Source organism: Streptomyces sp. NPDC059895 (assembly GCF_042731035.1).
GTDB lineage: Bacteria > Actinomycetota > Actinomycetes > Streptomycetales > Streptomycetaceae > Streptomyces.
In genome coordinates this window covers 175,987-189,172 of record NZ_JBHWKO010000006.1, presented here as the reverse complement: position 1 = coordinate 189,172, position 13,186 = coordinate 175,987, and the positions used below count along the sequence as shown (strand labels likewise).

At 73.0% G+C, this 13,186-nt stretch carries 11 protein-coding genes; 4 read left to right on the top strand and 7 right to left on the bottom strand.

What is annotated here, in order from left to right:
- Window positions 1–285: 285 nt before the first annotated feature.
- The 5 genes from ACFV9M_RS09845 to ACFV9M_RS09825 all read right to left on the bottom strand — a co-directional run bounded on the left by ACFV9M_RS09845 (window position 286) and on the right by ACFV9M_RS09825 (window position 4,788).
- A complete protein-coding gene (locus ACFV9M_RS09845) occupies window positions 286–1,353 on the bottom strand; it encodes an aspartate-semialdehyde dehydrogenase (RefSeq protein ID WP_385065572.1) in 1,068 nt (355 codons plus the stop codon).
- Window positions 1,353–2,630, bottom strand: a complete 1,278-nt coding sequence (locus tag ACFV9M_RS09840; RefSeq protein ID WP_385065575.1) for an aspartate kinase — start codon at window positions 2,628–2,630, stop codon at window positions 1,353–1,355. Before ACFV9M_RS09840 ends, ACFV9M_RS09845 begins: the two co-directional genes overlap by 1 nt.
- A 407-nt stretch (window positions 2,631–3,037) precedes the next feature.
- Entirely contained in the window at window positions 3,038–3,697 is a 660-nt protein-coding gene (locus ACFV9M_RS09835; RefSeq protein WP_385065578.1) for a DUF5063 domain-containing protein, read from the bottom strand.
- The gene (gene recR, locus ACFV9M_RS09830; protein WP_385065598.1) at window positions 3,690–4,289 is read right to left on the bottom strand and encodes a recombination mediator RecR; all 600 of its coding nucleotides are present in this window, start codon (window positions 4,287–4,289) and stop codon (window positions 3,690–3,692) included. Before recR ends, ACFV9M_RS09835 begins: the two co-directional genes overlap by 8 nt.
- Before the next feature lie 157 nt (window positions 4,290–4,446).
- Window positions 4,447–4,788, bottom strand: coding sequence for a YbaB/EbfC family nucleoid-associated protein (locus ACFV9M_RS09825; RefSeq protein ID WP_385065581.1), 342 nt, complete (start codon window positions 4,786–4,788; stop codon window positions 4,447–4,449).
- 320 nt (window positions 4,789–5,108) lie between these two features.
- On the opposite strand from ACFV9M_RS09825, the gene ACFV9M_RS09820 reads away from it, so the two are divergent.
- The gene (locus ACFV9M_RS09820; protein WP_385065600.1) at window positions 5,109–5,843 is read left to right on the top strand and encodes an SLATT domain-containing protein; all 735 of its coding nucleotides are present in this window, start codon (window positions 5,109–5,111) and stop codon (window positions 5,841–5,843) included.
- A 148-nt stretch (window positions 5,844–5,991) separates the two neighbouring features.
- Here ACFV9M_RS09820 and ACFV9M_RS09815 read toward each other — a convergent pair whose 3' ends face one another.
- Together ACFV9M_RS09815 and ACFV9M_RS09810 are read right to left on the bottom strand one after the other, a co-directional pair.
- Window positions 5,992–7,545 carry a substrate-binding domain-containing protein gene (locus ACFV9M_RS09815; RefSeq protein ID WP_385065584.1) on the bottom strand — a complete coding sequence of 518 codons (1,554 nt, stop codon included), beginning with the start codon at window positions 7,543–7,545 and terminating at the stop codon, window positions 5,992–5,994.
- A gap of 99 nt (window positions 7,546–7,644) precedes the next feature.
- Window positions 7,645–9,561 carry a serine/threonine-protein kinase gene (locus ACFV9M_RS09810; protein ID WP_385102365.1) on the bottom strand — a complete coding sequence of 639 codons (1,917 nt, stop codon included), beginning with the start codon at window positions 9,559–9,561 and terminating at the stop codon, window positions 7,645–7,647.
- Window positions 9,562–10,013: 452 nt separating this feature from the next.
- On the opposite strand from ACFV9M_RS09810, the gene ACFV9M_RS09805 reads away from it, so the two are divergent.
- From ACFV9M_RS09805 to ACFV9M_RS09795, 3 genes are all read left to right on the top strand, one after another.
- Entirely contained in the window at window positions 10,014–11,390 is a 1,377-nt protein-coding gene (locus ACFV9M_RS09805; protein ID WP_385073239.1) for an aspartate aminotransferase family protein, read from the top strand.
- Between the two features lie 193 nt (window positions 11,391–11,583).
- Entirely contained in the window at window positions 11,584–12,291 is a 708-nt protein-coding gene (locus ACFV9M_RS09800) for a GntR family transcriptional regulator (protein ID WP_385073236.1), read from the top strand.
- 218 nt (window positions 12,292–12,509) lie between these two features.
- The gene (locus tag ACFV9M_RS09795; protein ID WP_385073234.1) at window positions 12,510–13,160 is read left to right on the top strand and encodes a hypothetical protein; all 651 of its coding nucleotides are present in this window, start codon (window positions 12,510–12,512) and stop codon (window positions 13,158–13,160) included.
- Window positions 13,161–13,186: the final 26 nt, after the last annotated feature.

Genomic DNA, 13,186 nt, shown 5'->3' with positions numbered 1-13,186 from the left:
TGCCCTCATGCGTCCCGCTCTTCCCCTGTGCTCCATATGAACGGGCGCCCCCACGCCCCGACCACGGCGTCCCCTGTGCGCCGGGATCACGTCTGCGCACCCCGAAGGGTGACGGCAAAGACGCTCCCCGCGCTCCGCACGGTTGCGGAACGCGGGGAGGAAAATCTTCGGATGCCGACAGGTCCCAGGACAAGTGGTCCGGACCACCGACCGGCTCACATCCGTGCTGAAGATCCTACAAACCCGTCACGCCGTGGCCAGCGTTTTTTCGGCCTCTTCACCGGCTCACGACAGCTCCGCCGCCACCAGCTCCGCGATCTGCGCGGTGTTCAGGGCCGCTCCCTTGCGCAGGTTGTCGCCGCACACGAAGAGTTCGAGCGCCGTGGGGTCGTCCAGCGCGCGACGCACCCGGCCCACCCAGGTCGGATCCGTGCCCACGACGTCGGCGGGCGTCGGGAACTCCCCGGCGGCCGGGTCGTCGCACAGCACCACACCCGGCGCGGTGGCGAGGATCTCGCGGGCCCGCCCGACGGTGACCTCGTCCTGGAAGCGGGCGTGGACGGTGAGGGAGTGCACGGTGACCACCGGCACCTGTACGCAGGTCACGGCGACGGGCAGCCCCGGCAGGCCGAGGATCTTGCGGGACTCGTCCCGCACCTTCATCTCCTCCGACGACCAGCCGTCCTCGCGGGGCGACCCGGCCCACGGCACCACGTTCAGCGCGACCGGCTCGGGGAACGGCCCGGTGCCGTCGCCCACGGCCCGCCGTACGTCACCGGGGCTCGTCCCCAGCTCCGTACCGGCCACCAGCGACAGCTGCCGCCGGAGCGTCTCCACTCCGGCCCGGCCCGCCCCGCTGACGGCCTGGTACGACGACACCACCAGCTCGCGCAGCCCGAACCCGGCGTGCAGCGCGCCGAGGGCGACGATCATCGACAGGGTCGTGCAGCCGGGGCTGGAGACGATTCCGCGCGGACGCACCCGCGCCATGTGCGGATTGACCTCGGGGACGACCAGCGGCACGTCCGGGTCCATCCGGAAGGCGCCGGAGTTGTCGACGACGACCGCTCCCCGGGCGGCGGCGAGCGGCGCCCACCGCTCGGCGACCTCGTCGGGCACGCAGAACATCGCGACGTCGACGCCGTCGAAGGCCTCCTCGCCGAGCGCCGCCACCTCGACCTGTTCGCCGCGCACGGCCAGCTTGCGGCCGGCCGGGCGCGGCGAGGCGATGAGTCGGATCTCGCCCCAGACGTCGGCGCGCTGGGACAGGATCTGCAGCATGACCGTGCCGACGGCTCCGGTCGCTCCCACGACCGCGAGGGTCGGGCGCCCGGTCACGCGGGGGCCCGTCATCAGCGCCCGGTGCCTCCGTAGACGACGGCCTCGTCGCTGTCGGAGTCGAGCCCGAAGGCGCTGTGCACGGCGCGCACGGCCTCGTTGACGTCGTCGGCGCGGGTGACGACCGAGATGCGGATCTCGGAGGTCGAGATGAGCTCGATGTTCACGCCCGCGTCGGCCAGCGCCTTGAAGAAGTCGGCCGTGACGCCCGGGTTGGTCTTCATCCCCGCGCCGACCAGGGAGATCTTGCCGATCTGGTCGTCGTAGCGCAGCGAGTCGAAGCCGATGCCGGACCGGTTCTTCTCCAGGGCGTCGATGGCCTTGCGGCCCTCCGCCTTCGGCAGCGTGAAGGAGATGTCCGTCAGGCCCGTGGCGGCGGCGGACACGTTCTGCACGATCATGTCGATGTTGATCTCGGCGTCGGCGATCGTGCGGAAGATCACGGCGGCCTCGCCCGGCTTGTCCGGCACACCGACGACCGTGATCTTGGCCTCGGAGGTGTCGTGCGCGACACCGGAGATGATGGCCTGCTCCACCTGCTTGTCCCCTTGCTCGATCGGCTCGCTGCTGACCCACGTGCCCTGGAGTCCGCTGAAGGACGAGCGGACGTGGATCGGGATGTTGTAGCGGCGCGCGTACTCCACGCAGCGGTGGAGCAGCACCTTGGACCCGGAGGCAGCCAGTTCGAGCATGTCCTCGAACGAGATCCAGTCGATCTTCCGGGCCTTCTTCACCACGCGCGGGTCGGCGGTGAACACGCCGTCGACGTCGGTGTAGATCTCGCACACCTCGGCGTCGAGCGCGGCCGCGAGCGCGACGGCGGTGGTGTCGGAGCCGCCGCGGCCCAGCGTGGTGATGTCCTTGGTGTCCTGGCTGACGCCCTGGAACCCGGCGACGATGGCGATGTTGCCCTCGTCCAGCGAGTCACGGATCCGGCCCGGCGTCACGTCGATGATCCGGGCTTTGTTGTGGACCGAGTCGGTGATGACACCTGCCTGGCTGCCGGTGAAGCTCTGGGCCTGGTGGCCCAGGTTTTTGATCGCCATGGCCAGCAGGGCCATGGAGATCCGCTCTCCGGCGGTCAGCAGCATGTCGAGCTCGCGCCCGGCAGGGATCGGGGAAACCTGCTCGGCGAGATCGATCAGCTCGTCCGTCGTGTCGCCCATCGCGGAAACCACGGCGACCACCTGGTGGCCGTTCTTCTTGGCTTCCACGATCCGCTTGGCGACGCGCTTGATGCCCTCGGCATCGGCTACGGAGGAGCCTCCGTACTTCTGCACGACAAGGCCCACGTGCGCTCCTCGCTCAGTTTGTCTCTTTCCGCACATACGCCCTTGTACTGCGGGTCGGCTCAGTGTAACGAGCGTCCGTCTTCCGCCCCCGGGGTATCGCATCGTGAGACCGCGTCCAGGCCGCACGGCGAGAGGTGCCGGGGACGGGTCCGGCGCCCGTCCAGGACGTTCCCTGCCCACTTCCACCGAACTGATGCGCGACGATCCACGCCGACGATCCACGCCGACGATCCACGCCGACGGTCCACGCCGACGGTCCACGCCGACGGTCACGCGGCGGGGCGCGGACCGGTCAGGTGACGGGGAGGGCACCGGTCAGGTGACGGGGCGCGGACCGGTCACGGGGCGGAGCACGGACCGGTCAGGTGACGGGGCGCGGACCGGTCACGGGGCGGAGCACGGACCGGTCAGGTGGCGGGGCGCAGGCCCAGGTGGCCGCCGATCTCCTCCGCCATGACCCTCCCGGCCTCGAACTCCAGGGTGTCGTCGCCCACGCCCTGGTCGGTGTCCAGGCCGTCCAGCTCCTCCAGCGGCTGGTCGAGGCGGATGTGGGCCAGTACCGAGTGCAGGGCGCGCAGGGTCGCCGAGGCCGTCGAGCCCCAGTTGGAGAAGTACGAGAACTGCCACCACCACAGGGCCTCCGTGGTGCGGCCGGCGCGGTAGTGGGCCATGCCGTGGCGGAGGTCGGTGATGACGTCGGTGAGGTCGTCGGAGATCCGGGCCGGCACAGGCGCCTTGCGGGGCTCGTAGGGGTCGAAGACCTCCGAGTACACGTCGACCGGGTCCAGGAGGCGGGCCAGGTTCTCGCGGAGTTCGTCGACGTCCGCGTCGGGGCCCGTGTCGGGTTCGTAGCGCTCGTCGGGGACGATGTCCTCGTGGGCGCCGAGACGGCCGCCGGCCAGCAGGAGCTGGGAGACCTCCAGCAGGAGGAAGGGGACCGCCGAGCCCGGCTCGTCGCCCTTGGCGACCTCCGCGACGGCCACCAGGAAGCTCTCGATCTGGTCGGCGATCTGGACCGCGAAGTCGTCCGGGTTCTGGTCGGTCGCGTGCAGCGTGGCGTCAGACATCTAGGAGTCGTCTCCCCTCGAAGGCGCGGCCGAGGGTGACCTCGTCCGCGTACTCCAGGTCGCCACCCACCGGGAGGCCGCTGGCCAGGCGGGTGACCTTCAGCCCCATGGGCTTGATCATGCGGGCGAGGTACGTGGCCGTCGCCTCGCCCTCGAGATTCGGGTCCGTGGCGAGGATGAGCTCGGTGACCGTGCCGTCCGCCAGGCGGGCCAGCAGTTCCCGGATGCGCAGGTCGTCCGGGCCGACCCCCTCGATCGGGCTGATCGCCCCGCCCAGCACGTGGTAGCGGCCCCGGAACTCACGGGTGCGCTCGACGGCCACCACGTCCTTGGGCTCCTCCACCACACAGATGACGGCGGGGTCGCGGCGCGGGTCTCGGCAGATGGAGCAGTGCTCCTCCTGCGCCACGTTGCCGCAGGTGGCGCAGAAGCGGACCTTCGCCTTGACCTCCATCAGGGCCTGCGCGAGACGCCGTACGTCGGTCGGCTCCGCCTGGAGGATGTGGAAGGCGATCCGCTGCGCGCTCTTGGGACCGACGCCGGGCAGCCGCCCCAGTTCGTCGATGAGGTCCTGGACCACGCCTTCGTACAACGGACTGCCGTCCTTCCTGGGTTCCTTGCAGTACGTACGGTAGTTGTCCGCCACCCGTCCTAGGAAGGCGGTTCGGGTGTCGTCCGGGCGACCGGCGGCGGAACGACCGGGGAGACGGGGGCGGCCGGCACGCTCGCGGCGGCCGGAGTCGCCACGGTCAGAACGGCAGGCCGGGGATGCCGCCCCCGCCCAGACCCTGGGCCAGCGGGCCCAGCTTCTGCTGCTGGAGGTCTTGCGCGTTCTCGTTGGCCGCCTGGACGGCCGCGACGATCAGGTCGGCGAGGGTCTCGGTGTCCTCCGGGTCCACCGCCTTCGGGTCGATCTTCAGGCCGCGCAGCTCGCCGGCCCCGGTCACCGTGGCCCTGACCAGACCGCCGCCCGCCTGGCCGTCGACCTCCGTGGCCGCCAGCTCCTCCTGGGCCCGGGCCAGGTCCTGCTGCATCTTCTGGGCCTGCTGGAGCAACTGCTGCATGTTGGGCTGGCCACCACCGGGAATCACGATCAGCTCCTCTTCCGGGCCTCGAGGCAGAGACGGGTTTTCCCGCTCGCCACGAGCCTACGTGGTCTGTGCGGGTGCCGCCCCGGCACTCTTTCGGGTGAGTCTTCGGCGAGGTCTATACCTGATCAAGGCCCCCTTACGGGCGTAAAGGCGAGGAAACCTTCCTCTCCGCCACCCATTGGGAGGTAGGAAAGGTGCGGCGCATCAGGCGTCACCACGGGTCCCGCGGGTGACCGGGGCGTCGGTCGGGGTCGGTCGGGGTCGGTCGGGTTCAGGTCGGTCGGGTTCAGGAGGGAGTGCCGGTGGGTCAGCAGCCGGAGATGCAGCCCGAGGGTCCGCCTCAGGACGGGCGGGGCGAGGGCGCGGCCGGGCTGCGGCCGGGCGATCTGACCGGCCGGGCGTTGCCGCTCGGGGACTGGGGCGAGCCGGCGGAGCGGCTCGACGAGCTGTACCGGTGGGTGGAGCGGCGGGCCCTGGAGACGGCGGCCTGGTACCTCGCCGACCGGCTGTGGAAGCGGCGGGGCGCACGGGTGCTGCGGACCGGGGCGGCGGCGGGGGCCGTCGCGGGGGCGGCGCTGCCGCTGCTGGACCTCACCGGGGTGCGGGGCGGGGTGGCTCCGTGGGGGTGTCTCGCGCTGCTGGTCGCGGTGGCGTGCGTGGCCGTGGACCGGTTCTTCGGGGTGACGTCCGGGTGGATGAGGGACGTGGCGACCGCGCAGGCCGTGCAGCGGCGGTTGCAGGTGTTGCAGTTCGACTGGGCGTCGGAGAGCGCGCGGGAGGTGCTGGGGCCGGCGGAGGGGACGGCGAGCGAGGCCGCCGAGCGGTGCCTGGGGGTGCTGCGGCGGTTCTCGGAGGACGTGACCGAGCTGGTGCGGGTGGAGACGGCGGACTGGATGGTGGAGTTCCGCACGGGGGCCGCGCCGCTCGGGATCCAGGGGGCGGTGGCGGCCGGCGGGCGGCCGGAGGCGGGCGTGCCGCAGGGGAGGTTTCCGCTGCCGCCGGGGGCCGGGAGCCGGCCGAACATGCCTCGGCAGCGGCCGCCGGAGCCGCGGTGAGCGGCTGTCGCCGCTTTTTCTTCCCCGTGCCGGGGGCTGCCGTCCTTCTCTGCCGCGTCCTGGGGGCTGCCGCCCCCAGACCCCCGCTGTCGGCCCTGAACGGGCCTCGTCCTCAATCGCCGGACGGGCTGGACCGTGTGCCGGTACGTCAGTCGGACGACGGGCTGGACTGGCTCCCCCGTGCGCACAGGCGCAGGCCCTCCGGTGTCCAGCACGGCAGGTGGCCGTGGGTGCGGATGACGTCCTGGCCGTTGCCCCGGGTGAGGTAGGTCAGGAAGCTCGACGCCAGGGAGTCGGCCGGGGGGCGGCCGTAGGTGTAGGCGTACTCGATCTCGCGGTACGGGTAGTCGCTGGTGCCGTTCTCGATGGCGTCGACGGACGCGGGGTCGCCGTCGAGGCGCAGCGCGTGCAGGCCCTCGGCGCGGTCGGCGACGTTGAGTTCGCTGTAGCCGATGGCGCCGGGGATGACGGCGACGGTGGAGAGGACCTGCTCGGTGGAGTCGAGTTCGCAGCGCACGACGGAGGCCGTCGGGTCGTCCTTGCTCAGGCAGTCGACGGAGGAGTTGGCGATCTCGCCCCGGCCCAGGACCCGGCGCTGGAACACCTGCCGCGTGCCGGAGTTGGCGTCCCGGCTGACCAGGGTCACCGGCAGGTTCGGTCCGCCGAGCTTGCGCCAGTTGGTGATCCGCCCGAGGTAGAGGCTGCGTACGTCCTCGGTGGAGAGGTCTGTCAGGCGGACGCCGTCGTGGACGACGAGGGCGAACACCGACACCGCCACCCGGTTCTCGCGCAGTTCGGCCAGGCCGGACGGTTTGGGGCCGTCGGAGAGGGCCACGACGGGCGGCGAGCCGTCCTTCGCCCGGGCGCCCGCCGCGGTGAGTTCGCGGATGCCGGCCGTCGATCCGTGCGGGTCCACGGTGAGCCGCGCGCCCTCGCAGTCGCTCTCGTACTTGCGGGCCACCTCGCGGATCACCGGGGCGAAGGCCGTCGAGCCGGTGAGGGTGAGGCTGCCGCGCTCGCAGCCGATGGGCGGCGGGGCGTCGCGGACGACGACGATCGTCGCGAGGGTGATCACGCAGAGGGTGAGGAGGAGGGAGATCAGGCGGGCCGCCCGGCTGAACAGCGGCGGGGTGTCGTCCGGCGTGGCACTGCGGTTGGGGTGGACCTCGCCGTCGCGGATGCCGCCGTAGAGCCGTATGCCGTGGCCGACGTCGCCGCCCGACAGCAGGACCAGCAGCTTGAAGTGCTCGCGCGGGTTGAGCGGGACGCGCGGGATGCGCAGGGTGTTGTCCTCGTAGCCGAAGCCGCGGTCCGCGGTGAAGTGGTCCATGAGGTGGTCGGTGTCGGTCGGCTGGGTGACCGACACCCCGCGGATGGTGCGGTCGGTGAACACCGCGGTGAGCCCGTGGCGTTCGGGACCGGTGTAGTCGTCGCGGGCGATGCCCTGCGAGCCGTCGTTCTCGATGCGCAGCAGGACGAGGGTGGCGGCCGCCATGCCGGGGGTCTCGTCGAAGAGGCCGATACGGCGGTTGGGGCGGCCGGAGCGGACGTCGTCACCGATCGGGTTGTCCATCTGCACCCGGTAGCCGATCCTCTTGCGGCGCGGCACCCGGCGCTCGTACCAGACCATCGCGCCGGACGCGGCGATACCGAGCACGGCCGTCCCCACGGCCACGAAATTCTCAGCGTTCAGCCAGTCCACTGTGGGTGCCCCCGCCACTCCCGCCAGCCGGATCGTGGGGTCACCGTACGTCTGTCCGAGGGGATATTCCGGACGCGAGGGCGGAAGTTCGCCGGACGTTCACCGGCGGGTGTACGTCAGCTTCTCCCCGGTGGAGGTGTTCACGCGTTCCAGCGTGCCGTCGGACAGGAGGGTGACCTCGGTGGGGGCGCCCGGGGAGCAGGAGGAGAGCGGCTCGCCGGCGGTGACCGTGGACGGGCCGATCCGCAACGGGCCCTCGGTGGAAGGCCGTTGGGTCAGCTCGGCGGTGAACTCGCAGTGGTAGGAGTCGCCGTCCGCGACGAGCGAGAGGACCGTGTCGCCCACCTCGCCCTGGGTGAGGGTGAGCCTGCGGGTGTCCGTGCCGCTCGCGCCGTCGACGGTCGTGGCCCAGGTGCCGAGGTAGTCCGCCGGTACCGCGCCGGCCGGCTCCGTGGCGGACGGCGAGGCCGACGGCCCGCCGGACTCGGCCGGGGTGGCGGCCCCGGTGCCGGAGGCCGTGGAGGGTGCGGAGGCGGTCGGTGTCGGGTCGGGGCGCGCGGCGGACCCGGTGCCGCCGCCGTTCATCAGCGCGTACACCGAGCCGCCCGCGGCCAGCGCGACGACCAGGGCGACCGCGACCAGCAGCGCGGTCGTGCGGCCGCTGCGGCGCGGCGGCTCCTGTGGCTCGTCCCCGTAGGGGCCGTACGGGGGATACGGCTCGTCCCCGTAGGGGCCGTACGGGGGATACGGCTCGTCCCCGTGAGGGGCGTACCCGGGGTGCGGCAGGGTCGCGCCGGGGCCGCCGCCCGCCGCCGCGTACGGGTTGTGCGGGACGGGCACCGGCACCGCCTGCGGGACCGGGGGCTGCGGAAGGCCGTGGACCGGGGGCGCGGACGGCGGGTGGGGGTGCGGGCGGGGGTGCGGGCGGGGGTGGCCGTACGCGGGGTGGGCCGGGGCGGCGGTCGGGCCGCCCGCGCCCGCAGGCGGGCCGGCGGGCGGCGCGGGGGCGGCCGGGTAAAGGCCCGCGCCGCGCGGGCCGGAGTGCTCCGGCGCGGCCTCGGGGGCGCCGGCCGGGGACGCCTCGTCGCCCTCCGGGTTCTCCGTCTCCAGCAGCCGCACCGCGTGCCGGCCCAACTGGGCCACCAGGGTGTTCGGCAGCCAGGGCTCCCGGGAGCGGCCCTCGGCGACGGTCTCGTGCGCGCCGGTGCGCTCCAGGAGCCACTCCAGGGACGGCCGGGCGGCCGGGTCCTTGCGCAGACAGGCGCGGACCACGTCGGCGATGTCCTCGGGGAGGCCCGACAGGTCGGGTTCCTCCTCGGCGATGCGGAACATCAGGACGTGCACACCGCTGTCGGCGGAGCCGAAGGGGAGGGTGCCGGTGGCGGCGTAGGCGAGGACGGAGCCGAGGCAGAAGACGTCGCACGCGGGCGTGATCCGGTCGCCGCGCACCTGCTCGGGCGCCATGAAGCCGGGTGAGCCGACCACCGCGCCGGTCCGGGTGAGGCCGCCCGCCTCGCCGCCGACCGTCTCCAGTGCCCGGGCGACGCCGAAGTCGATGACACGGGGGCCCTCGATGGTGACCATCACGTTGGACGGCTTGAGGTCGCGGTGGACGATCCCGGCCGCGTGGATGTTGGTGAGCGCGTGGGCCAGCCCGGCGGCGAGGACACGCACCGACCGCTCGGGCAGCGGGCCGTGGTCGTGGCCCACGACCTGCTGGAGGCTCGGGCCGGCGACGTAGCCGGTGGCGACCCAGGGCACGGCCGCCTCGGTGTCGGCGTCCAGGACGGGCGCGGTCCAGAACCCGCCGACCCGCTGGGCGTTGCGCACCTGCTGGCGGAACCGCGCCCGGAACTCCTCGCGCGCCGCCAGCTCCGGCCGGACCAGCTTCACGGCGACGGTCCGGCCGCGGTCCGAGCGGGCGAGGTAGACCCGTCCCATCCCGCCGGCCCCCAGCCGCGCGAGCAGCCGGTATCCGCCGATGCGCTGCGGATCCCCCGCGCCCAGCTTCTCCATGGCCGCTCCCCCTCTCCCCCGCACGTGTGATCGAGCCGAGAATAATCCGGCCCTTCGGGGAGTCGAGCGGCGTGGTGTCTACGGTTGCATAACGGGGGCCGGCGGAAGTCGGCGGAAGCCCGCGGGGCCCACCGGTCCGGGCGCGGGGCCCGGCGGTCCGGGAGCGGGCCCACCGGTCCGGGCGCGCGGCCCGGCGGTCCGGGAGCGGGCCCACCGGTCCGGGCGCAGGGCCCACCGGTCCGGGCGCGGGGCCCGGCAGTCCGGGAGCGGGCCCACCGGTCCGGGCGCGCGGCCCGGCGGTCCGGGCGCGCGGCCCGGCGGTCCGGGCGCGGGAACGTGCGACCGAACGGTCCGCCCTCGGTACCGGCCGTCGACAACCTGTCGCGGAAAGTGCCCGTCCGCAGACATGACGCCGATATCGCTTCCGCATCGCGGACATCTACGCTCACCGCATGACCCCTCAGACCGACCCCCAGGCCGGCGCCGCCGTGAAGGCCGCGGACCGCGCGCACGTCTTCCACTCCTGGTCCGCGCAGGAGCTCATCGACCCGCTCGCCGTGGCCGGCGCGGAGGGGTCGTACTTCTGGGACTACGACGGCAAGCGCTACCTCGACCTCACCAGCGGGCTCGTCTTCACGAACATCGGCTACCAGCACCCGAAGGTCGTCGCCGCGATCCAGGAGCAGGCCGCGCACCTGGCCACCTTCGCGCCCGCCTTCGCCGTCGAGGCCCGTTCCGAGGCCGCCCGGCTGATCGCCGAGCGCACCCCCGGCGACCTGGACAAGATCTTCTTCACCAACGGCGGCGCCGACGCCGTCGAGCACGCCGTGCGCATGGCGCGGCTGCACACGGGCCGGGCGAAGGTGCTCTCGGCGTACCGCTCGTACCACGGCGGCACCCAGCAGGCCGTGAACATCACCGGCGACCCGCGCCGCTGGGCCTCCGACAGCGCCTCCGCCGGGGTCGTGCACTTCTGGGCGCCGTTCCTCTACCGCTCCCGCTTCTACGCGCAGACCGAGGAGCAGGAGTGCGCCCGGGCGCTGGAGCACCTGGAGACGACCATCGCCTTCGAGGGGCCGGGGACGATCGCCGCGATCATCCTGGAGACCATCCCCGGAACCGCCGGGATCATGGTCCCGCCGCCCGGCTACCTCGCCGGCGTGCGGGAGCTCTGCGACCGGTACGGCATCGTCTTCATCCTGGACGAGGTCATGGCCGGCTTCGGCCGCACCGGTGAGTGGTTCGCCGCCGACCTGTTCGGCGTCGTGCCCGACCTGCTGACCTTCGCCAAGGGCGTCAACAGCGGCTACGTGCCGCTCGGCGGTGTCGCCATCTCGGGCGCCATCGCGCAGACCTTCGCCAAGCGGCCCTACCCGGGTGGTCTGACGTACTCCGGGCACCCGCTGGCCTGCGCGGCCGCCGTCGCGACGATCAACGTCATGGCGGAGGAGGGGGTCGTCGAGAACGCGAAGAAGCTGGGCGCCGCCGTCGTCGGGCCGGGACTGCGCGAGCTGGCGCGGCGCCACCCGAGCGTCGGCGAGATGCGGGGCGTCGGCATGTTCTGGGCCGTGGAGCTGGTGAAGAACCGCGCGACGCGCGAACCGCTGGTGCCGTACAACGCGGCCGGTGAGGCGAACGCGCCGATGGCGGCGTTCGGCGCCGCGGCCAAGCAGGCCGGCGCGTGGCCGTTCGTCAACATGAACCGCACCCACTTCGTGCCGCCGTGCAACGCGAGCGAGGCCGAGGTGAAGGAGGGCCTGGCGGCGCTGGACGCGGCGCTGTCGGTGGCGGACGCGTACACGGAGCAGGAGGAGACGACGGCCGGGTGACGGCGCGGGGCGCGGCCGGGAACGGGGAGAGCGCCCCGGACCCGTCGAACGCGTAAGGTGGCGTGCTCGTAGATGTGTACGAATGTGTGGGCTCGTACGACTGCCGGTGTGCGCTCGCGTGCGAGCGCGGGTGCCGCGCGGTGCGCGTACGGCCACGCCACCCGACGTTCGCGACGAGGGAGACGCCCCGACCATGCCCCGCAGCAGCGGCACCGGCGCCGTGACCCGCAGCACCCTGCGGCAGCAGATCGCCGACGCGCTTCGCGACGAGGTGCTGGCGGGCCGGCTCCAGCCGGGCCAGGCGTTCACCGTGAAGGAGATCGCCGAGCAGTACGGCGTCTCCGCGACCCCGGTCCGCGAGGCCCTGGTCGACCTGTCGGCGCAGGGGCTGCTGGAGGCCGACCAGCACCGCGGCTTCCGCGTCCACGAGTACTCCGTCGCGGACTTCCGGGGCATGATCGAGGCGCGCAGCCTGATCACCGAGAGCATGTTCCTCGCGCTCGACCAGGACAGCCGGCGCCTCCAGAACGTCGAGGACCCGCGGATCGCCGCCGCCGTCGCGGGCGTGCGGCGGCGCGGGGAGGAGGCCCAGCGGGCCGCCACCGCCGGTGACCTCACCGTCCTCATCGGCTACGACCTGCGGTTCTGGCGCGAGCTGAGCGCCCTGTTCGGCAACCCGTACCTCGCGGACTTCCTGCACCGGCTGCGGGTGCAGTCCTGGATGTGCCTCGTGCAGCACCTGCGGCGGCTGACCGAGCTGCGCGGCCGTCTGTGGTCCGGCCACACCGAGCTGGTCGACGCCCTGTACCGGCACGACACCGCCACCGCCCGCTCGATGCTCGACGCCTACCACGCCCACTCGATCGCGCTGATCGAGCGGCCGGCGGCGGAAGCGGGATGAGCGTTTCTCCGGCCGATCGCGGGCCGTCCTGTAGGTGAGCGGTCGATGGATGGGTAGGGGACCCGCACGCGGGAAGGACAAGGGGCACCGCGGCATGCCGCACCGACTACCCTTCGCAGACCGGGCCATGGCCATGGCGCCCCCAACGGCCACGGCCGCCCCGACCGGCAATCGGCAATGACAACGGCACGACGAACACGCTGGGTGAGGAGCTCTCTTTGGCCTGTGACCTGTGGCTGGTACCGCTCGTCGACGTGTTGTGCCACACCCCCGACAACCCGTTCGCCGAGGAACTCGCGCAGTACAACAAGGTGCTCGCCGAGTCGGGACTCCCGCCCGTGCCGGTGTACCAGTACATGCCGGGCCTGTCCGGCGACGTCGCCCCCGTGGCCGGCTTCGACTACGACGCCCTGCACTTCCTGCGGCGCGCCTACCTGTTGCAGGTGTGCGGCCTTCCGGTCACCCCGGTCGACGAACTCGGCGGCGACTACGAACAGCTGCTGGAGATGTTCGAGTCGACGGCCCAGCAGTCCCACCTGGTGTGGCACTACGACCACGCGGGCGCCTACGTCCCCGTCGACTTCCCCCATCCGCTCTCCAACGACGCGCTCCTCGCCGGAGGCGGCCCGCTGGGCTCCTCGCAGGCCCTGCTGCGGGAGCTGGAGTACGTCGCCCCGTCGATCGGCATCGACCCGGCGAACCCCCCGGCGGCTCCCCAGCCCCCCGCCGCCCCGACGGAGTTGGAGGAGCCGGCCGTTCCCGCGCCGTACGACCCCAGCCCCTTCGCCCGCGAGCGGCACGTGTGGCTCGGACTGCACGCCGCCGCGACGCGGAGCCTGGCGCAGGGCTCGATGATCGTGTTCAGCTGAGGCCGGACGGGGCCGGCGGGCGGGCG